This window comes from Photorhabdus akhurstii (assembly GCF_019090985.1).
Taxonomy (GTDB): domain Bacteria; phylum Pseudomonadota; class Gammaproteobacteria; order Enterobacterales; family Enterobacteriaceae; genus Photorhabdus; species Photorhabdus akhurstii.
This window is the reverse complement of record NZ_CP020335.1, coordinates 2,664,158-2,686,912: the sequence shown is the minus strand read 5'-3', so window position 1 is coordinate 2,686,912 and position 22,755 is coordinate 2,664,158. Positions and strand designations below refer to the sequence as shown.

The window sequence follows — 22,755 nt, the reverse complement described above, 5'->3', positions numbered from 1 at the left end:
TAGAGAAAACCAGAAACAATTCTGGTTTTCCCGGGGTTGGGAAGAAAAAGTGTTATGACTTCATTTACTCTTTTTTGCCAGAGTAACGGCGAACGTATTTCATAATGCAGTCAAGTTTTTCGCAGGTTTCCTGCCATTCTCTTTCTGGTTTGGAATCTCTGACCAATCCTGCGCCAGCTTGGAGCCAACTGCGTCCTTGATGCTGATAGAGAGAACGCAATACCAGCGCCGCGTCCAGTTTACCTGAGCTATCTAATAACATGACACAACCGCTATAAAGTCGGCGTGGTTCACTTTCGTAACGTGAAATTGCTTGTAAAGAAGGTTTTTTGGGTATCCCCGAAGCGGTTACTGCCGGGAATAGGGCGATAAATGCATCCCAACGATTTTTATCTGTTTGTAGTAATCCTTTTACCCGTGATGCTAAATGTTGTACCGAACCCCGTTTACGAATCGCCATAAACTCTGATACACAAAGTGTGTCAGCCTGACAAATCGGCGCCAACTCTTCTAATGCCAATTTAGCCGAAACAGCATGCTCGGAGATCTCTTTCGGGTCAGAAAGCAAATCTGCTCTCAACCGTTGATCCTGATCTTTATCATGTGTCAAGGCTCTAGTTCCAGCCAATGGTTGTGTGCTGACCCAACCTGAACCATCTGCTTCAACCACGGTTTCTGGGCTGAAACCATAAACAGAGAAATCTTCATCCCGTAAGAAGAAGGAGCGGGCAGGTGTGTTAGCCTGACGGCCTAACCAGTAACTGTGTGGCATATCAATACCTGAACCAAGTTCAACCCGACGTGACAGGATCACTTTTTGGTAATGACCCACGGCAATGTCCTTAACCGCATTGGCGACGTTATCCTGATAATGCTTCGCCGCGTCTGGCTGATTAATGATTTCCATATCTTCTGTACATGAGAAAACCGGTGTGCCTAATTGATCAGCCTGGCGAACTTTCTCACTCAATATGGCGAGTTGACCTTCTTCGAGCGTTCGTATCAGAACCTGTCCTTGAGTTATGCGTAATTCATGCTGTGGAATAGTGATTTTTATTAACGCTTCGTTTTGTTGTTCTAATGGCAGCCCATACGTCATATGGGAGAATTCAAATAAAGTTCTTCCGTAGGCCCGCCAATCCTGAATGGGGAGAGCATTAAGCGCCTGTTCAAGTTTCTGGCTCAATGTGCTGATATCGTATGGATGACGATTACCTTGTGAATCAATCAGTTGTCCTGATGCATCCGCACTGATGGTCGCTGCACAGCCTATCCCCAACGACCATTCACCTTTTACCTCATAGAGCATATAAGGTTGTGCCTCGTCATCTGAAAGCAAATGCGTAATCAAATCTAGCGGAGTGCTGGTAATAACAACCGTTTGTTCATGATATTGCTGCATTGGACAGCCATGTTCCGCTTGTGCCATCTGTACCAAACGGCGTTTATCAATTTTTCCCACTGTAGTTAACGGCCAATAGGCGACAAACAACCATTGGTCAGGAATTTTATGACGCTGAACCCCTCTCTGCTGTAGAAATGCCTCTATCTGCGCCGGTTCTGGTTGATTGCCGTTGTTAGGTAAACAGGCACAGATTCGTTCACCCAACAGCTCATCGGGCACAGAAATGACAACGGCATCATCAATGTCAGGGTGTTGCAGCAACAAGGTTTCAACTTCCTGGGTCGAAATTTTCTCACCACTGCGGTTAACCTGTTCTTTAATTCGACCCTCAACGATCAGACTGCCATCTGAGGTCATACGAACCAGATCGCCGGTACGATAGAACCCATCGGTGGTGAAAGCCACGGTATTATGCTGCTCTGCACGGTAATATCCCGTAATGGTGTAAGGACCTCGTGTAATAAGTTCTCCTACCTCGCCAGGTGCTACAGATTGCAAATTGGCATCAACAATTTTGATCTCATCTTCTTCTGATAACGGCCGCCCTTGGGTATTAATGATGACCTCATAGGAATCATCTAATCGGGTATAACAGAGTAATCCTTCCGCTGTACCAAACACCTGCTGCAAAGGCCCAAGGCGTGCTATTACCTGTTCCGCCAGTTCTGGCGTCAACCTGCCGCCTCCCACTTGCAAACAGAGTAGGGATGAAAGATCGCTTTGTTCCCAGTCGCGGGCCTGTTCCCAAAGCCGTGCCAGAGCCGGTACTAATGCCAGATGGGTCACTTTGTGTTGTTCAATTAGCGGCATAGCTTCATCACAACTGGCGGTATCGCTCAGAAGGACACTTCCGCCTTGGGAAAGGGTACCTAAAATACCGGGGCTGCCTAACGTGAAGTTATGTGCGACAGGCAGTACAGCCAAATAAACACTTTCCATATTTACCGCACACAGACGGGCTGAGAGCACAAAATCATAGGTATAGGCGTCGTGAGTACGGGGAATTAATTTCGGTGTACCGGTCGTTCCCCCTGAAAGCAATAAAACAGCAATATCACCATAGCTTGGACCAGGAATATTGACCGGTTCATCATCAATGGATGCCAATGCGGTAAATTCTTCCGCTTCTCCGTCAACAATAATCTGTTTCAAATCGGGACAAGATGCCGCAATTTCTCGTGCCATTTCCCGGTAGTCAAAATCATGGATGCAATCGGGAATAATGTAAGCAACCGGGCGAGCAATCTGGCAAAGGGCATGAACGTCATGTGTCCGCTGTGTCGGCATTAATAACACCGGGTGAGCGCCTAACCTAAACAGGGCAAAACAGGTAACGACAAAAGAGATACGGTTAGGCAGTTGTACCATAACGTTATCTCCACGACGGACCCCGCGACGAAATAGTCCGCTGGCTAATCTCTCTGCGGATTGGTGCAATTCACGGTAAGTTAGTTGTTGTTCTTGATAGATCAGCGCTGTTTTATCGCCCCAAATACCAGCCCACCCGGCAAGTTGTTGGTCTAGCGTTTTGCCATTCCAAAGATAGTCTGGCGTCAAAGTAAGTGTTTTCCCTGGAATAGAAAAAGGTGCCATTATGCAAACTCCTGTACATATTGTATAAATTGTGTAATGTGACGAATAAAACTTTCAGGTTCTTGAGTAATATAAAAATGGTCGCCTACAACCTCCTTGTAGCGATATGAAAGATGTTGCTCTCCGTCTGCAAGCCATTGCCGCCACTGTTGAACTTCTATCGCAGAAGCCTCTTTGTCTTCACTGCCATAAAGCAGCAATGTTGGCGTTTGCAGTTTTACAGCGTCAGTCTGAATGGGCCGGTAATAACGTTCGGTAGCAAGAAAATCAGCCCGTAGCATCGGTAAGAACAGCTCAAGCAAGCCGGGATCTTCTCGCAAAATCGGGCTACAACCGCCGATATCAATCAATTGTTCAAGAAACTCATGATCAGGCAACCCGCTCAGTTGGCGGCGAGATTGAAGATGAGGCGCATGGCACCCCGAAAGTACCAGCGCCTTGGGTGAACAATTTTGTTGCTCAAGGCGTTGGCAAGTTTCAAAAGCAACTTGTGCTCCCATACTGTGACCGACAAGTATCAGGCTCTCTCTCTGTGCGGGGGTGAATGACGCCATCAAGTCAGAAAGTGATTGCGCCAATGGCGCGATACTGGCAGCAGCCTTTTCCGCCATACGGCTGTCACGTCCGGGGTAAATCACCAGTGAAACCGCTATATCTAAATTTTTCAGTGTGGACCAGTGGCGGAATGCACTGGTACTGCCCCCGGCAAAGGGGCAGATTAACAACGTGTATTTGGGTTCGCCGTGAGTCGTCAGACACGGACGAATCATCGGATGTGTAGGGAGTGCCCACGTCATCAACATGCTTCCTCAGTTAACATCAATTTTGCTGGCTCAATCCAAACAGGGGACGGTAAATCCTGAGTAATAGGCTCTCCCATAATGCGCAAAATTTGTTGCCATAAACCTGCTAACCGCAGTTGGTAATCGTAAGCAAAAGCAGACGGGCAGGGGGCGCCGTTCAATACAGAACTCAAGGTATTGAGTAGTAATGCCACGCCTTTAGCGCCATCACATTCAAATGCCGTCATCCAGTTTTTGGTGGCCGGACAAAGAATTTGTGATGTTGTTTGATGCAAATAGTTACCATCCGGCTGACTGGCATTCAGGTAGAGGCTTTGTTCACTATTCAGATGATCAGGGGCGTGAAGGACGGGTGTCCAAATGACCGGCCCGTAACTAGCTTCCTGTGTCAGATAACCGACAGGCCAGATTAGCGTCATTTTATGCATCACCAGATTGTGCATGTCGGGATCTCTCGGGTCCAGATAAGATTGCACGTTTAACGTTACGGTTGTCTCTGCAAAGCTAAGTTCGAAGCAATGAAATGCACTGCTTCGCTGACCAACATAGACTATCTCCATCTGTTCCGGACAGTGACATGCCTGTAACAACAGATCGAGCGCGGAAAATAGCAATTGGCGACTGGTTGTCAAATAACCACTTACCGGACGCTGTTGTGATAAGTGACTAATTTGCCGCGCCGCATGTAACCAACTTCTTCCAGCATGGCATTGGCTATAAAAGCTATTTACCCAAAACACTGCATTATGTTTTTTGGCGGTTAATTGATGTCTTTTGATGGCCTCAGCATCAAGGGGATGTTCCTGAATGACAGAAATTCCACGAGCCAAAAGTGCTTGAGTGAGCTGATCGCCTTTGCCGCCAATCACCTCTGCCCGTATTACCACACAGGCAATATCAATATCATCTGGTAGCTCATCCAATGAGCGGAATAGCGGCACATTAAAATCACGAGCAAGTTGCTGTGAGCGGACACTGCCCTGAGCCAAAATGCCAACCAGTTCCAGACCAGACTGAGGTTGTAAGAATGCATTAAGATATAATTCGCCAAATTTCGAACCGACAATCAGAACCCGCCGTGGCTTTATCATATGTTCTCCTTAACAAAATTAGTGGTTGGTACTGAATTCAAGATATCTTTCAGACAAGTAACCAATGAACCAACATGTTCATGTTGGAATAGGGTGTAATGGTCGCCTGCAAGTTGTGTCACATTGACCGGACCAAAAGCCTGCCAGCCCAGATCGCTTGAGGCGATGGTGGTTGGATCGAGATAATCCATAAAATCAGGTAGTGCCTGTACTGCCCGAATAAGCCAGAAAGGCTGTGAAGTCTGCGGTGGACAGTAGTCAAGCAATGCATTCAAGTTATAGCGCCATACGTCATAAAGTGCAGTCAGCGAACTATCAATCTGTGCAGATTGTGGCAAGGCATCGTGCAATGCATTAAGGAAAGTTTCCGTATCAGCAGCGATAACATGATCATCCAGAGTCAGACTTGGGAATTGTCCCTGCAAATCGAGCAGGAAATGACGATGACAAAATGTTTCATCTAGCGTCAGATCAGTGCGGACATTTGGCGCAAAGCTGTCAATTAAGATGCATTGAGAAACACGTTCACCCATCGCTCGCAATTGATGAGCCATTTCATAGGCCACCAATCCACCAAAAGACCATCCTGCCAAAGCATAAGGACCTTGCGGCTGGAAAGCACGAATTTGACTGATATAGTCAGCCGCCAACGCTGCCACGGAAGGGGTATCTGTATTTAAATTATCCGGGGAAAACGCCAGCCCAATCAGGCGTTGGTCGCCGAAATTGGCCGCCATATGGCGATACCCCAACAGATGTCCACCAATAGGATGCACAATAAATAGTGCCGGTTGCTCAACACTTCCCTTGTTCAATATCACTCCTTGGCAAAGGCTTTCTGGCTGATGTTCAATAAATTCAGCCAATGAGTGTACGGTATCGTAAGTTTGTAGCAGGCTGAGTGGGTATTGACGGTTAAACGTCTGATTAATTTTTACCATTAACCGCACCGCCGCCAGAGAATCACCGCCTAGCGTAAAGAAACTCTCATGCACACTGATAGCTTGTTGTGCCAATACCGATTGCCAAAGGTCCAACACAGCTTGTGCTGTCACACTGAGAGCAACGGATGATACTGGATTGATTTCCTGTACTTCCCCAACCAAGGCCGCTAATGCGCGTCTGTCAATTTTACCGTTGTCTGATACGGGTAGGGTATCGAGAATGATAAAGCGCTGTGGACACATCCAAGCAGGTAAGGTCTGCTGCAACCAATGCGGCAGAACCGGTAAAAGTTCTGTAGATAGCGGTGCTTCATCAGATAAACGCACACCCGCGACAAGTTGCAATGCGCCGGTTGACGTAGTATGTGCAAACGCTAATGCTTGTTGTATATCCGGGTGCTCACATAAGCGGTGTTCAATCTCGCCTAACTCAATCCGGTAGCCACGAACTTTAATTTGGTGATCGTTGCGCCCCAAGAATTCAATATTACCGTCTGGCCGCCAGCGCCCTAAATCACCGGTGCGGTACAACCGTTCACCGGTTTGAGGATGAGTAATAAAGGCTTGGGCAGTTTTTTCTAAATCAGCCCAGTAGCCTAGTGCTAACCCTTGCCCACCAATATAGAGTTCCCCCGTTACCCAAACCGGGCAGGGTGAAAGCGTTGCATTGAGCACATAGAAAGTCTGATTAGCCAGTGGTTTTCCATATGGGACGCTGCGCCAGTTTGGATCAACTTGAGTAATAGGATAGGCAATAGACCAGATTGATGCTTCGGTTGCACCGCCCAAACTGAGAAGATTCAACGCAGGGTGAAGGGCAGATAATCTTTCCGGCAAACTGGTCGGTATCCAATCACCGCTCATCAATACCCAACGCAGGCTATCCAAAGAATGTGGATAATCTCTGGCATACTCCTCAAGCAGTTGTACAAATGCTGGAACAGAGTTCCAAACAGTGACCGATTCTTGCTGTAACCACGTCAATAATTTGTCGGGTTGTCGGCTGTCACCGGGAGAAGGAATAACCAGTTTGGCCCCGCAACTTAAAGTACCGAACAGATCATAAACTGAAAGATCGAATGTCAATTCTGAGATTGCCAGCACGCTATCATGTTCATTGAGGGCAATACGTTGGTTAATATCAAGGATGGTATTAACGGCTCCTTGGTGATCTATCATCACGCCTTTCGGTTTGCCAGTAGAGCCTGATGTGAAGATCACATAAGCTAAATCCTCAGGACAGGCAGACAAGCGCTGCTCGCCGGTATTTTTCGGCAAGCGGTTAAGTAATGTTTCATCCAGCGCGGTAACCTGTACACCATCAGGCCAACTCATCTGTTGAGCAAACTTAGGTTGAGTTAATACAGTATCAACTTCTCCTGATGCCAATAGCTGATGAATGCGCTGTTGCGGGTAGCTGGCATCAATAGGCAGATAAGCCCGTCCCGCCAATAAAATCGCTATAACCGCGACAACCTGTTCCCAACCCTTTTCCATCACCACGCCAATCAGAGACGAATGCTGATTTTCTTGCGCTTGTAAATGGTCAGCCAATGCCAGACTTTGTGACCACAAAGTGCGGTAATCGATTTGACGGTAAGCATCGACTACCGCGGTACGTTGTGGGTAGCGGTTTACCGCCTGTTCAATCAACGAACACAGCGTATGTGGCGGAAAAACATTCTTTGTCACATTACTGTTTTGACACAAAATCCGATCATTTGCCGGGAGCCACTCTGGCAGTGGGGCGCTCCATTGGTAATCGGCTTCAAGCAGGGCGGCAACGCTAGCCTGATAATGAGCAAACATATTTTCTGCAACTTGTGGCTGGAATAGTTGCGGCAAGATTGCCCACTGAATGATAACGCCGCCATCTGAGCTGGAAATCAGCATACAGTCGAGATAAACATGCGGTGTTTGCGCGCCAAAAAGATTCAGCGTTCCCAACCCTGATGGCCCTTGGCCCGCAGTACCGGTTGTATCGTTGAACACGATCGGCATACCGGCGTTCAGATTGTGACGGTGCTGATTTTTCTCTCTGAGTACTAATTGACCATCAAATAGAGCATGTTGCAGATCAGCTAACCACTGTTTCTGTATCCGACTTACCGCGTCACTGAATCCTGTACTGTTGCGTAAATCCACTTCCAACAATGACGTGGTAGACAAATTCCCCACCAACGTATCGCAATGTTGTGGCATAAGCAGCCGGTTGCCATGCAGAACATTGATGGTGAAATGCTCGCTGTTGCTCCATACCGCCAGAACATGGGTGAATAACGTCAACATAACCTGTGATGGGGACACTCGGTACTCTGCTGCACGTTGTTGCAAACGTTGCCACTGTTGTGGGCTGATATATCCCGTCAGACATTGTTGATTAAGCTGTTGTGACTGATGATCTTTTAACGGCAACTCCGGTGCATCAGGCAGATAAGGTAAGCGATTAAGCCAATATTGTCTGCTTTGTTGCCAAGCTTCCCCTGTTTTCTCATCATCCAGTGCTTGAATATAGTCACTAATAGTCGCGGCCGGTGGTTCTGGCTGCCAATTGGGTTCCTGATACCCGCATTGCAAATCACTTAGAATTAACGTCAGACTTTTGCCATCAGCGACTAACAGATCGATAGTCAAATGCAATAGATGTGTCCGGTCATCAATATGATACAGCGTCAAATCAAACAGCGGCCAATTATCGCTAGGAACACCTTTAGTGCGCAGGGTATCGCGGGCATCAGCGAGTTTTGTTTCGCATTGAGCTGGTATCATGTCACGGCAGTCGATTACCGTCGGGGTATAGCAGGGAACTTCCGACAGAATATGATATTGCCCATCCTTCACATAGCCACGTAATTGCGCATGATGGTTGACTACACGGTTCCAGGCAGTAGTGAAACGAGGCAGATCAAGATTCTTGATAGCCAGTTCTGCATAGAAATGAGCGATACCGTTACCAAACTGGAACAGTTGGCTTTCGCCCAACCAATAAGCATACTGCAACGCAGTCAGTGGAAGCGTCTGTTCCGATACTGGCTTAGTCTCAAGTGGAACAACCTGTGTAGCGGGTGTTGTTTCAACTGTTTCAATTGTCCGCAAGGTACGGCAAAACTCACTCAACTTAGGATGTTCAAACAGTTGTTGCAGATTTGCTTGTTCGTAACCTTGACGACGCAATTGCACCACCATCCGGGTAGCAATTAAGCTGTCACCACCACTCTGGAAAAAGTCACTGTGACGCTGTATTGGCTGAGGAAGCAGTGAACACCAAAGCGCAATTACCTGTTGTTCAATCTCATGGAATTGGTCATCCGCTGTTTCCGGTTGTACTGTTGCCGAAATTGATGACTGTGCCGCGCTCTCTTTAGCGGTCACGATCAACGGCAATTGTTCTTGCTGTTGAACATACAATGAGTAAGGCAAAGCGGAAAATTGTGCCTCTACTTCACTGACATTAATCCGCGCTTGCCGTTCAGCACGCGCCAGAATCAGTTGTTGATGCAGTTCTGGTCCATCTTGTCCCGGCCATTCCAATGAAACCCGATAGCCGGATTTTTCCAAGCACTTACGCCAACCCGCAAGCGCCATCAATGCACTGTCGCCGCGATCATCACTCCAGGCATTAATACCTTCAATAAATCCAACACTAGCGAGTTGCATAGCGCTTTCACGTTTAGTTGATTCAATAATCAACAACCATCCCTCGGTTTTAAGTAATCGTGACAGACGCTGTAGGGTGTTTTGCAGATGGATTGCATCATGCAACACATTAGCCGCCATAATCAGGTCGTAACCGGATTCTGGATGCTGGCTAAAATCAATACGCTGATTAATATCGAACAGAGCAAATTTTACGGTTTCGCCATAATGATTGAGCAACTGACGTGCATCATCCAAGAATAGCGGCGAAACATCGGTAAAGTGGTAGCTTTCAATCGATTGTGCATTATGCTCAAGTACCTTCGCTGAGGTTGCACCGGTTCCTGCGCCAACTTCCAGCATGGTGAAATGTTCAGATACCCGACTCAATTGCCGGATAATTTCAGCGGCAGTTTGGTTCAGGCACCGTAACGCTGGATTCTCGCTATAGAGGTTGGCAGTGGTCTGTTTATCGGCAAACAGCAGTTCCAAAGCATTACCTCGCCCGGCAAGCAGGGTGTCATGTTGTTCGATACATGTCGCGACATAACGGCTAATGGTTTGACACCACACTGCGTCGTCCAACTTTGCCGTAGGAGCAGGAACATGATTCAGCGGTTGCAAACAGCGGTATCCACCAGCAGTTTTTTCAATAAATCCCTGGTTGTTTAATAACGTCAACCATTGGGTAAGAAGACGCTGATACTGTGGCGCAAGTTGTAAACGTTGTTCAATCTCTTCACGAGAGTGATATTGCTGAGGAGAAGTGAACAAGTTGTGGCGCAGTAATGTCTGGCTCAAGCCGAGTAATGCTTGCTGTTCAATGTATTGCCAAGAGCGTTCAAACGCCTGTTGTTCGGTTAACTCAGGTAGAGGTAACAGATCGGTGTTTATCGCCTGTGGTTCTGATAACTGTAATGGCAGATTATTTTCCGCCACCAGCCATACATTATAACCTTGCGTGTCGTCCTGACGTGGTTGAATTTCTGCCAGTCGGATTTCAGGTTTAGCACGCAGATATTGCTCGGCCTGACGCAATTCAGGTTGTTGCGGCCAGAAATCATAACGTGCATGGCCAGAAGGTGGTGTATGAAGATCATAATGTTCTATACGGTCAGATTGTCGGCAAATTTGCACTAACAGCGCGTTATAAGCAGCAAACAGTGCTTCAATAACTCCCGACGCCAATACGTCATCCATGCAGTACCAGTTAAACAGTAGATCACCATCCACTTCCATGACCTGATGATCCAGCCAGACTTGCGGGGTTTGACTCAGCACAAAGACCGGATCGCCTAGTAACTGGGTGATGGATTGTTTGATAGCGACGCCTTCTTGCGCCATCCCTAACATGCTGGTGAAAACCACCGGCGTCAGCGGTTGTCTGCTATGGGCTTCACCATTTTGTTGGCGGCCAAGTTCTCGCAATACCTCAACACCATTGACATAGTTATGGCTCAGTCGTTGCCATAACAAAGCTTGGGTTTTCTCCATGCTGGCACGCAGGGAAGTTGTCTTGCGTAAGTCAAAATCCATCAACATGACGGAGGTAAAATCACCAATCAGATCTTGAACCTCTGGATGGAAAGGTTGCCGGTTAAAGAATGTCAGATTGAGGGTAAACAACGGATGGCGGCTATACCATTCCAAAGTATGAGCAAACAGCGTCAACAGACCGGCTGAAGGAGTGACGCCCCATTGTTGCCAGCACTGTTTGAGCATTTGCCAATCAGATTGTGTTAATCGACCTTCATAAGTTGTGAATTGTGGCTGACTACGCTGAGGTAGTTGTGGATTCAACGGCAATCTTGGCGCCGGAGGCAACGAAGGTAATTGTTCCTGCCAGTATGACCATGATGTCAGCCACTCTTTACTTGCCCGTTGAGCTTGTTCCGCCATCACATAGTCACGGAAAGTAAATGCTTGTGGAGCCAATGGTTGCTGGTGATAAGCGCGTTGCAAATCGTCCATCATGATTCGGAAGCTTTGTACGTCAAACTGCAACAGATCCAGATTCATATGTAAGCGACAGCGTGCATTCGGCAGCAGAGAAACAGAAACTTCAAACAACGGCCACTGTTCTGCTGGCGGCACCTGATAAGAAAGTGTATGGCGACGCTGAACCAATGCCTGTTCACAAGCTGTTTCATCCAGCATACGCAAATCATCTTGTGATAAAGCATACCAAGGCGTTTCAGGCAAAATTCTTTGCTGTCCATCTTCATCCACTATCATGCGCAACATGCCATGACGCTGAATTAAAGCATTCCATGCTTTCTCAAAACGCGAAATATCAAAACTATCCTTATCAAAGCCATCCAATGCCAGATCCCATTCAAATAAGACGTGACAAGCGACACCGCCAAAATCAATGGCCTGAGTGCGACCAATCCAGTAAGCGTGCTGAATTGGCGTCAAAGGGAATGGAGCATGATGCTGGGAACTGTCAATGATAATCTCAGGCTGAGAAGGGGCTACCGACTGTTCAGGTAATGCGTCGCCAATAAGCTGATTAAGCCCCGCCAAAGTCATATTCTGATAAGCCAACTCGGCAGTTAGTCTGAAACCAAATTGCTGGTGGATCGCCGCATTTAGCTCCAGGAATAACAGGGAATCCAAACCAAATTGCAGTAAATCCTGTTGTGGTCCCAAACTTTCAGGCTGTTCCAACCGTAACAACGCGGCGATACGTTGACGCAACCAATGGAGCCGTTCTTCTTCATCCTGATACTGCGCGTTATCGACAATGTGCGAAGAAGCCAGCGTTGTAGTTGTAATGTCAGCCTGTAAACGACGCAGAATATCGGGATGATACTCATCCAACCGTATCGCCAGATAACAAGGAGATGCACTGCGCAGAGATTGATTAAAATGCCAGATACCTTCATTGACGCTGAACGGCAACATGCCATCTTGTGCCAGTTTTTCTACTAATCGCCGGTCGCGGGCCATACCAACGCCACCCCAAACACCCCAAACCAGTGCTTTTACCATCAACGAATTCGGTGCTGTCAGAGCCAAAGATTCCAGGTAAGCATTGGCAACGGCATAAGCGCCTTGTCCTTGAGCGCCTAACATTGATGCAGCAGAAGAATGAAGCAACAGATAGTGTGCATTATGTTGCTTAAGGGCAGTTTGCAATGCCGATGCACTCAGCGCTTTTACTGATAACATCTGAGACAGACGTTGAGGTCCAAGTTCTGCCAACCGGGTATGATCAGCGATACCCGCTGCATGAATTGCCCCGGCGATACCATCCTCTTGTGCCAGCTTCTGTACTGCGTTTAACAAAGCTGGCGTATCAGTAACATCAACTTTAATCCAGCGTATCTCACATTCAGTATTCAGTGATAACTCTTGAACAAAAGCGTCCCAATCCACATGTTGACGGCGGGCAAATACCGCAATTCTACGTGCGCCTTGGGCCAACAACCAACGGATGGAAATCTGACCAACTCCGCCCATTCCCCCGGTTACGATATGCCAACCCTGATGGGGAATCGACATCGGCTGTTGAGAGAACCGCAATGGTTGACGTTGTAAAACCGGTACAGAGACTTGATTGCCGCGTACTCTCAGCCAACGGTTACGTTCACTCAAATAACCAAGCGCTAATGATAAAGCATCAGCATCATTGATATCAGCAATATCAATCGCTTGAATACGACGATGGGGATATTCTTCAACTGCGACACGTAGCAATGCCCAGACAGCATATTGAGCTGGGTTGATATTCTCTGGTGATAAGGTGGTTTCCGGTTGAGCGCAATAGGTGACAACGGTTAGTGATGTCGCTTCATCACGTTTTAATTCGGTAATAACTTGATCGCATAATTCAAGTACATCATTGCCGGTAAGCAGTAATAAGATGTTTCCGCTTTCTGGCTGTAAACGAATACCCGCCTGACGCCAATGATTAACAATCTCGTCATTCGTTGTTGAAGAACGGAGAGCATATGCCGTTGAAGATCTTGGGATATCTACGGTGTTTATTGTACGCCAATGTAGGGCATAGTGGGTATCAGGGCACGGTTGTGGCGCCGGAAGCCATGAGTTGGTCGCGGCTTGTGTTGCCACAAACTGGCGCGGCAAATCGCAACGAGCGCTCAACAGGGCAAACAGACGCTCGCCGGCATAAATCAAAGCCGGGAAAGCAGTGAGTAAATCTGCCTCTAATAACCGGCGTTTGGCATATGGCAGGGGACGATCAGGACGATACATTTTACTCGTCGTTGGCCCAGAAATTTCCCGGTAATAACCTTGCTGGACGCAATAGGTTAATAATTGTTCCAACAAAGGACGCCAACAAGGTTGCAGTCGGCCAGCCCGAATCGTGTCGGTGGCCCCGAAACCTTGTTCAGCATCACACCCATGACATTGATATACCAATGCATCGGTATACAACACGCGTAGTGTTACAGCATCGGAGTTTTGCTCAATGGCAGGATCGAGAAGAGCATTCACATCAAGTCCAGCATTGATATTGGTTGTGAGCGGCACAGATTTGGTAGCAGGGAAACGGTAATGCTGTTCATCAAATGGATAAAGCGGCGCGTAGCATTTTTCCCCAGTGATTGGGAAAAGATGCGGCCAATCAAGATGCACACCAGCACAGTAAAGTTGCATAAGAGCCGTTTGCTGTGCTGTCTCTGGAGAGCTTTGACGCTGTATGCCAGCAATCCAGCTTTCCTGTGGCAGACTGATGCGCCGCCCGATGCTAGTTAGTTGTGCATCAGCCCCCATCTCCATAAATAATGTCACCCCTTGCTGGCGGGCAAATTCAACAGCCGGGTAATAGCGTACAGTCTGACGCATATGGTTACGCCAGTAGTCCGGTGAAGCCAATTGTTCAGCCGTTGCAATATTAGCTGTCAGGGTAGAAATCAGCAGAATTTCCCCCAATGCAGGTTGCAACTGGCTACAACGCAGAGAAAATGCCTCCAGTACGCCATCAAGCATGGCTGAATGTGCTGCACAAGCAACATTAAGACGCTGGCAACGAATCTGCTGTTGCTCCAGACGTTGCGCTAAAGCAACAATTTCCGTCTCTGTACCGGCCCAAACCCAGTGTTGAGGGCCATTACAAGCCGCCAGATCTAATGCCAGTGAACGAACGAACGGAAGCACATCTTCTTCATTGGCAAAAACCGCCAACATCGCCCCCCCTTGGGAACAACTTTGCATCAGTTTGCCTCGTACCGCTACTAACGGCATCACCTGTTCAGGTGTGAAAATCCCGGCAACAACGGCAGCGGCAAACTCACCAACCGAGTGCCCCAGAACATAATTAGGCTTCAATCCAAGAGCCAGCCAATGTGCCGCCAGTGCAATTTGATGCGCCACAATTGCCGGTTGTGCGTATTCGGTAGTGGCTAATGCGGCATCATGTTCTCCGAACATGACTTCTTTTAATGGCAGTGCCAACTCTGATGTACAGGCAGTACAGCAACGATCCAACATAGCGGAAAAAATAGGAGAGCTGGCATACATGGCTTTCCCCATTCCAGACCATTGACAACCTTGGCCACTAAATTGCCAAAGTTGCTTACCTTCGCTATTGACTTGGCCACTGAAAATATTTTGTGTTGGATTTTTGTTGGCAAAAGCGGATAAATGTTCAGCACTTTGTGACGTTAACGTCAAGGCTAAACGCCAGGGTAATGAAAGATCACGCCCTTGTAATGCGGTCCAAGCCAGATCTGCATGATGCTCTGGTGCATCATTGAGTGCAGTTGCATAACGTTGTGCCAATTGACGTAATGAAGATTCAGAAGCAGCAGAGAGTAGCAAAGGCGAAATCTGCGCATGATGGACACGGTGACGACATAATTCTTCCGGCAATGATTGCACCACAACATGACAGTTGGTACCGCCAATACCGAACGAAGAGACGCCTGCGGTTCGTAATGTTTGTGTCCAATCCTGTCCTTGCGTTGCCAACCTGAACGGACTTTGTTCCAACCGTAACGCCGGGTTGGGTTGCTGAACATTGATCGTCGGTGGAATATAGCCATGCCAAACAGACAGGACTGCTTTAATTAGGCTGGCAATACCGGCGGCCGTATCAAGATGGCCCATATTGCCTTTTACTGAGCCAAGATAACAAGGCGGTACCACTACACTACGGTCAGAAAATACGCTACGCAATGCGTCAACTTCTATCGGATCGCCAAGTGGTGTGCCTGTACCGTGTGCTTCAATCATGCCAACATCATCAATGCTGACATCAGCTAGTTGGAGAGCTTCGGTAATAACACTGCGCTGACCGTTAACCGAAGGGGCAGTAAAGCCAACTTTTTCATTGCCATCATTATTAATTGCACTACCACGTAACACAGCCATGATGGGATCGCCATCGCGCAGCGCATCACTCAAGCGTTTCAATGTGACCACGCCAACACCGTTGCCACCATAGGTACCATTTGCCTGACTATCAAAGGGGCGGCAATGTCCATCAGGGGAGAAGATCATTCCCGGCTGATACAAGTAACCACTTTCTTGAGGGAAAGAAACCGCCACACCACCAGCTAACGCCATATCACACTCACCGGCACGCAGGTTTTCACAAGCCATATGCACAGCAACCAGTGAACTTGAACATGCTGTTTGTACCGTCAGTGCCGGACCTTTCAGGTTTAATTTATAAGCGGTACGTGTCGCAAGATAATCTTTATCGTTGCTGATTAACGCTTGAAGTCCTTTAACTTTGCCGACATCGGTCATGGAAAATTGTGACCATGAAGGCCAAGTACTGACCCGGCTACTACCAAAAACACCGGTTTTCAGGGGTACATGGCGTGGCGCATAACCGGCATGTTCAAGGGCATGCCAGGCGGTCTGGAGAAAAAGACGCTGTTGAGGATCAAGCATCTCCGCTTCCTGACGTGAATAACCAAACAGCGAGGCGTCAAATTGTTCCGCCTTCTCTAATATCGCTGCCCGATTGACAAAATTTTCACTCTCAATAACTTCAGGAGGAATACCTGCGTCTAATAATGTTTGACGGGCGAGTGGAACAGTACACTCAACCCCGTGTCGCAGGTTATGCCAGAAAGCATTGCTATCTGGCGCCTGCGGAAAGCGGCAAGCAAGGCCAATCACTGCGATAGGATCGCAATTATCGTAGTGAGGCGTTAAATCAGTCATTATGCAGCTCCTTTGTGACGTTTTTCCCGTTGTTGCAGACGCTTTTGTTGTTGACGCTGACGAGGAGTGATCGACAAGCGATTTCCATCGTGAGAATCCTTCCGGCAGCGTAAACTGAGCGTCTCTGGTGTTGGATAAGCAAATAAATCAGTCACGGCAAGATGATGAAAACCCGCATGTTGTAATCTGCTATGCAATTGAATGAGTTGTAGCGAGCTGGCTCCTGCCTCAAAAAAGTTTTGTTGTACGTTAATAGGATGATTTGTTATGGATAAAAATAGATGTTGAATTTCGCTGCATATTTGTGGGTCATATCCCTCTGAACGCAGTGATGGCGCAATAGCAACAGAACTATTGTCAACCATCACGGATTGTCGGCGCGGCATCAGTTGTTCCAGTACTGCATGCCAACTTTCTGGCTGTGCTGCAAGGGTGCGTAATAGCGTCATGTAGCTATTGAACATGTTTTGCAACTGACGCGGTTCAAATAATTCTTCAACAGCATCCCAATTCAGACAAAGTTCATTGTCAGATTCATAAACCTGATGATCCAACCAGATTTGTGGCGTTTGGGAAATACCCCAAACGGGTTTCATCCACGATGAATGCGACAGGAATTGCCCTTGATGTGTTCCTAATGCACTGGTGAAAACGACCGGCATAATGGCAGCATCAGGGCCGCGGCTCTGCGCCAGTTCACGCATCACTCTGATTGCTGAAATGTGACGGTGATCAAGATCTTGCCATAGCTGTTGTTGCAATCTACGGGCGCTTGATAACCAATTTTTCTCCGGGCGCCATGCCAGCAATGACAGCGAAGTGAAATCACCCAGAATGTGATTAATATCTTCATGCCAATGCGGACGATCGAAAAGGGTAAGGTTGAGCGTTAGCTCCGGTTTAGTACTGAACGCAGACAAGACCGCTGCATAAGCCGCAATTAATAACGCTGAAGGGGTTATCTGATAAGGAGCAGCATGTTGTTTTAACTGACTCCATTCATGTGCAGACAATCGATCGCTATAGCGCACAAAACGGGGGGATTGAACACTTTCTGGGGCAATACGCAGAGGCAATTGTGGTGCCAGTGGTAATGTTTTCACTTGCTCCTGCCAATATTGCAGCGAACTCTGATGTGTTGGCGCCTGTTGCTGACGTAGTACACAATCCCGGAATGTAACTTTCAATGGTAGCAATTCGTGTTGTTCGTCAAGATAGAGCTGTTCTAATTCAGCCAGCAATATCTGCATGCTCAACCCGTCTAATAGCAGATTATCCAGACTGACAAATAGCCGGGAGACCATCCCATCGTCTTGCGCAAGTTGGAAATCGAACACCGGCCAGTTACCGGCATCTAATACCTGATGTGAAAGCTGTTCACGTAATGTATCTGCCTGCGTAATGTCGGTAAATTGATGCTGTTTGACAGAAAACTGCGGAACATTTTTTAATACCTGTTGCTGACCATTAACAACTACAGTTCTAAGCATTGGATGACGCTGGATCAGACGATTTAGTACCCGATTTAAACGTTGAACATCTAACTGTTCTATCCGGTATTCAATAAAGAAATGCGCTCCAACACCACTTAAAGCGAAACCCGGATGGCGTCCGACCAAATAAGCCTGTTGAACTTCCGTGAGTGGGAAAGGCTGGTATTCATTTTGCTCTTTCGGCAGAGCGCACTCTGGTGATGAAATTTCAGCCAAAGGAACCAGTGTAGCCGCAAACGTAGCCAATTGTGGGTTACGGAAAAGATGGCCCAGTTCACCCTTGAAGCCTTGTTGTGTCAGTTCACCAACCAAACGTGTAGCCAGAAGACTGTCTCCACCAAGTTGGAAAAAGTCACTGTCACGACCCAGTTGCTCTGTATTGAGCAAACATTGCCAAATGCCAGCAACGGTTTGTTCCACCGCATTCAACAAAGCCATTTCATTCTGGCGTGGTGCGGTCTCGGTTTTTGTCGCGGACTGTAGTTCTTGCGACAACGCTTTACGATCAATTTTGCCGTTAGGTGTCAGCGGCAGGCGAGGAATGATATGCAAACGCTGTGGGATCATATATCCCGGCAGATGTTGTGCCAGCACCGATTTAATCTTTTCACGATCGGGAATAGTGACACTGTAACTTGATTGTATCAATAACACACTAAGATTGCCGATGGTAATTGGCGTTTCAGTCTGTAGTGGTAATAATTGTGGCAATAGCGATAACCACTGTGACGCAGAGCGTAATTGAATACCTTGAGGTGAAAGCAACTCAGTCGTAATCAGGGAGAGAGACGATGCTTGTCGCAACTCCATTGCTAATATCAACGCACCAGGTTGAGCAAGCGGTAGCAATTCCTTGACACAACGTGCGGGATCTTCTTCCCGATGTAGTACGTTATTTAGCAGAATAATATCAGCCTGATATTGCAGCGACTCAGGAACTTGTTCAGGCCAACTTTGTTTAGACCAACCTTGTACTTTAGACCAACATTGTACTGATGCATGAGCATAACCGTTCAACCGTGTTTGCGCCTGATTGACCAGTGCCTGAGAACGTTCAAAGCCGAGATAACAGAGGTGCTGATCAGTAATATGCTCTGCCAACCACTGCGCACAGAGACCGCTACGAGCATCAAACTCCATCAAAGTCACGGGGCGTTGTAATCGCAGAGAGAGGGCAGTGATTACCTGTTGCAATCCGACCAACCATTGCCGGGTTTCCGGCAACACAAACAACTGTTGTTCCGGTGCGAATTGTGGATCATCAAGCAATGTTACCGCTGACTGTTGCCCGGTAAGAATACTACGTAGCATAGAATGCCAGCGTTCAGGGATATCTGCTTCATTATTAATAGAGGATGATAATCCGGCCTGATATACATGCGGTGTAGATTCAGTCAGTACTTTACATTGGCAAAGATATGCCAACATACGGCCAAACCAATCATGGTATTCCGGTTGGGGCTGATAGCGCTGCAAGCAATCTGTCAGTGATTGTGGTGAAGTAAAAGTAATACCGTGACGAGATAGGTGTTCCAACAAGAACATTGCAACTTGAGGTTCACTGTTATCCGTGGTCATTGCATGCATTACGGGGAACAGATCACGGTAGCCAGCGGGTAACTGCGGCGCACGATTTACCCGTTGGCATAAAGAATCGCCTTCCAATTCAAGGAACGCCACCAGCGACTTCTCTTTTTCGCCACTGGCGAGCGCCACTCCTTTGCTAATTCCAGTTACCTGATTAAGGACAGCATCAATTTCTCCCAACTCAATGCGGTAACCACCAATTTTTACCTGGCTATCACGGCGCCCTAAAAATTCAAGCCAGCCTTCAGGATGGTAACAACCCAGATCACCGGTGCGGTACCAACGTTCCCCTTGATCGACAACAAATTGCGCAGAAGTGCGTTCTTCATCATTAAAGTAGCCTAATGCAACACCTGCGCCACCAATCCAAAGCTCACCGACAACCCAATCAGGGCAATCACGGCCATCTTCACCTACCACACGATAACGCTGGTTAGCCAAAGGATAGCCATACGGAATAGAGCGCCACTGTGCTGCAACTTCTCTGACGATATATTCGTTTGACCAAACAGCCGCTTCTGTAGCACCGCCCATCGCACTCAACACACCATCAGGATTGAATGCCCGGTAACGTTCAGGCAGTGATAAACCAATCCAGTCCCCGGACAACATCACGGTACGAAGTACTTTCGGTGCATCCACTTCCATCCCTTCACAATAGGTCAGTAACATGTCGAACAGTGCCGGTACGCTGTTCCATATCGTTACGTTGTAACGAGAGATCAACATTTCCCAGGTTGATGGATCACGACGCTGTGCTTCATTAATTAATACCAACGCGCCTCCCGCCGTGAGAATACCGAAAATGTCATAAACGGAGAGGTCGAAATGTAGGGCAGAGAGTGCCAATAATCGGTCGTTACTTTGAACCTGATGACGACGATTAATGTCCAGACAGGTATTGAGTGCGCTTTGGTGGCTGATAACCACCCCTTTTGGTATACCGGTTGAGCCAGAGGTATAGATAATATAAGCCGGATCAGTCACCGCACGCTTAGCCATATTTGCCAAAGGCAGCCATTGCTCATCCTGATGCCAGGAAACACAATGTACATCTTGCGACCAGTCATCATATTGTTGCTCAGGAGCAATGATAACGACACGAATTCCAGCACTTTCGCAAATAGCACGACGTCGGTTTACTGGCTGATCAACCGGGACCGGTACATAAACGCCGCCGACATAAAGTATCGCCAATACCGCGACAATTTGTCCGACGCCTTTTTCCATGCTAATGGCAACCCGATCTCCCGGTATAACCGACATTTTTTGCAACACGGCAGCCAACCGGCGAGCGGCCAAACTCAATTCACCATAACTAATTTCCTTATTATTAGTCACCAAAGCAACAATATTAGGTGTACGTTCTGCCTGTAAGAACACACCTTCATGCAGCAGGGCGTTCGGCAAAGGTTCAGTTGTGTCATTGATCTGATGCCGAAGCTGGTATTGCGATTCAGGCATCAGATCCGGTAATTCTTCACTCCACTGGGTGGCGTTTTCCGTTAGGTTCTCAATGAACCCCTGATAGGCGGTAAACAAGGTATCCATTAGCCCATCCGGGAAGAGTTCGTCGTTACTATCCCACTGAATATTCAGCGTATTTTCATGTTCAAATGCAACGAAATCCAACCATACCTGAGGAGTTTGCGATATTCCCCAACTTGGTTTTCCCAGAACATCACGGGTATTTTCGCCATATAAAGGTCGGCCTAAATTGCTGGTAAACACAATTGGCGCACCATGTGGATGGCTGCCACGTTTTTTAAGTTCACGTAAAACTTCTACACCAGACCAATGGCGGTGTTCGTAGGCTTCGGCAAATGTTGCCTGCGCATCTTGAGCCAGTTGGCAGAATGGCAAATTATCAGCGGGAATATCTAACAGCAGAATATTAGTAAAGTCGGCCAGCAGGCCATCAACCGCGGCGTGCAATGGCGCTCTATCAAACAACGTCAGGTTAAACAACAGACGAGGCGCATGGTTCCAGCGACATAATAAACCAGCAAATGCGGTCGCCAACGCCATCGTTGGCGTAACACCATTTTGTTGAGCAAGTTGTTTAAAACGTTGCCAATGTTCAGGAGCCAAACGGAAACATCTGCGCTGAATGCGGACATTTTTTATTAGCGAAGGTTCCTTAGCCAGCGGAAGCTGCGGGGCGGAGGGAAGGGTATCTAACCGGTTACGCCAGAATACCTCTGCTTCTTGTCGAGCCTGCGCAAATTGCGCCTGATATTGCGCCAAGTAGCTGCAAAAATCGTAGTCAGAAGGGATAGCCAGCAGGCTACGTTTGACAATTAATGCCGCCAGTTCAGTAAAGAACAGGCTAAAACTTGCGGCATCCATGATCAGCAAATCAATGTTAGCGTGCAACCGATGCTGATTCTCACCAAACAGACTGAGTTGAATATCGAACGTTTCCCCTTGTTCAACCTGTAATACGCGATGGCTTAGTTGTTCACGTATATTGTTCAGCGCTTGTTGCTGTTCGTCCGCTGTCAAGTTTCGCAGATCATGAACTGTTAATTTTTTCCAATAAGCGTCGGTCATACCTTGCTGGCGACCATCAGGCAAAAACCGTACTCGTAACATCGGATGTCGCTGAATCAACTCATGAATTGCCGCTTCCAGTCGTTCAGGTTCCAGCCCGATACCATCAAATTCTTGATATAAATGGCAACCTACTCCTCCCAACGTCTGTTCCGGCGAACGCCCAACAAAATAAGCATGTTGTACTGCGGTCAGTGGGAACGGACGCGCATCTGCAATCAGTGGTTGCGCCGCATCAGGCTTAGGTGCTGTGTGAGTAACAGGCACATGACGTTGCAGAAGTTGGCTCCAGGCATACAGTGTGGGTTTTTGATAAAGTTCACGGAGAGTGACGCGATATCCCTGACGTCTCAACTGGTTTAACAATGCCATCATTTGCATTGAATCCAGCCCCTTGCGAATTAAATCATCGTTATCATCCACCAGTGTATTTTTTTGAGTAAACAGGCCAGATATGATCTGACGCAGTGAATCTGGAGAGACAAGATCCGTGTGCATGAAGAT

Annotated in this window: 5 protein-coding genes; all 5 read right to left on the bottom strand. The window is 47.6% G+C overall.

From position 1 onward, the window contains the following. Window positions 1-64: 64 nt before the first annotated feature. From B0X70_RS11765 to B0X70_RS11745, 5 genes are read right to left on the bottom strand one after another with little or no spacing between them, the layout of a single operon-like run. Window positions 65-2,998, bottom strand: coding sequence for a salicylate synthase (locus B0X70_RS11765; RefSeq protein WP_217471556.1), 2,934 nt, complete (start codon window positions 2,996-2,998; stop codon window positions 65-67). Next, window positions 2,998-3,795, bottom strand: a complete 798-nt coding sequence (locus tag B0X70_RS11760) for a thioesterase II family protein (RefSeq protein ID WP_246593503.1) — start codon at window positions 3,793-3,795, stop codon at window positions 2,998-3,000. Before B0X70_RS11760 ends, B0X70_RS11765 begins: the two co-directional genes overlap by 1 nt. After that, complete coding sequence (locus B0X70_RS11755) at window positions 3,795-4,892, bottom strand: Gfo/Idh/MocA family oxidoreductase (RefSeq protein WP_217471555.1); 1,098 nt, start codon at window positions 4,890-4,892, stop codon at window positions 3,795-3,797. The genes B0X70_RS11760 and B0X70_RS11755 overlap by 1 nt, the downstream gene beginning before the upstream one ends. After that, window positions 4,889-16,618: a non-ribosomal peptide synthetase/type I polyketide synthase gene (locus tag B0X70_RS11750; protein WP_217471554.1), complete on the bottom strand. Its 11,730-nt coding sequence runs from the start codon at window positions 16,616-16,618 to the stop codon at window positions 4,889-4,891. The genes B0X70_RS11755 and B0X70_RS11750 overlap by 4 nt, the downstream gene beginning before the upstream one ends. Beyond that, window positions 16,618-22,749 carry a non-ribosomal peptide synthetase gene (locus B0X70_RS11745; RefSeq protein WP_217471553.1) on the bottom strand — a complete coding sequence of 2,044 codons (6,132 nt, stop codon included), beginning with the start codon at window positions 22,747-22,749 and terminating at the stop codon, window positions 16,618-16,620. The genes B0X70_RS11750 and B0X70_RS11745 overlap by 1 nt, the downstream gene beginning before the upstream one ends. Between the last annotated feature and the right edge of the window lie 6 nt (window positions 22,750-22,755).

Excerpts from the sequence above, each read along its gene's own strand:
- B0X70_RS11765 (WP_217471556.1), bottom strand. The coding sequence starts at position 2,998 with ATGGCACCTTTTTCTATTCCAGGGAAAACACTTACTTTGACGCCAGAC.
- B0X70_RS11760 (WP_246593503.1), bottom strand. The coding sequence starts at position 3,795 with ATGACGTGGGCACTCCCTACACATCCGATGATTCGTCCGTGTCTGACG.
- B0X70_RS11755 (WP_217471555.1), bottom strand. The coding sequence starts at position 4,892 with ATGATAAAGCCACGGCGGGTTCTGATTGTCGGTTCGAAATTTGGCGAA.
- B0X70_RS11750 (WP_217471554.1), bottom strand. The coding sequence starts at position 16,618 with ATGACTGATTTAACGCCTCACTACGATAATTGCGATCCTATCGCAGTG.
- B0X70_RS11745 (WP_217471553.1), bottom strand. The coding sequence starts at position 22,749 with ATGCACACGGATCTTGTCTCTCCAGATTCACTGCGTCAGATCATATCT.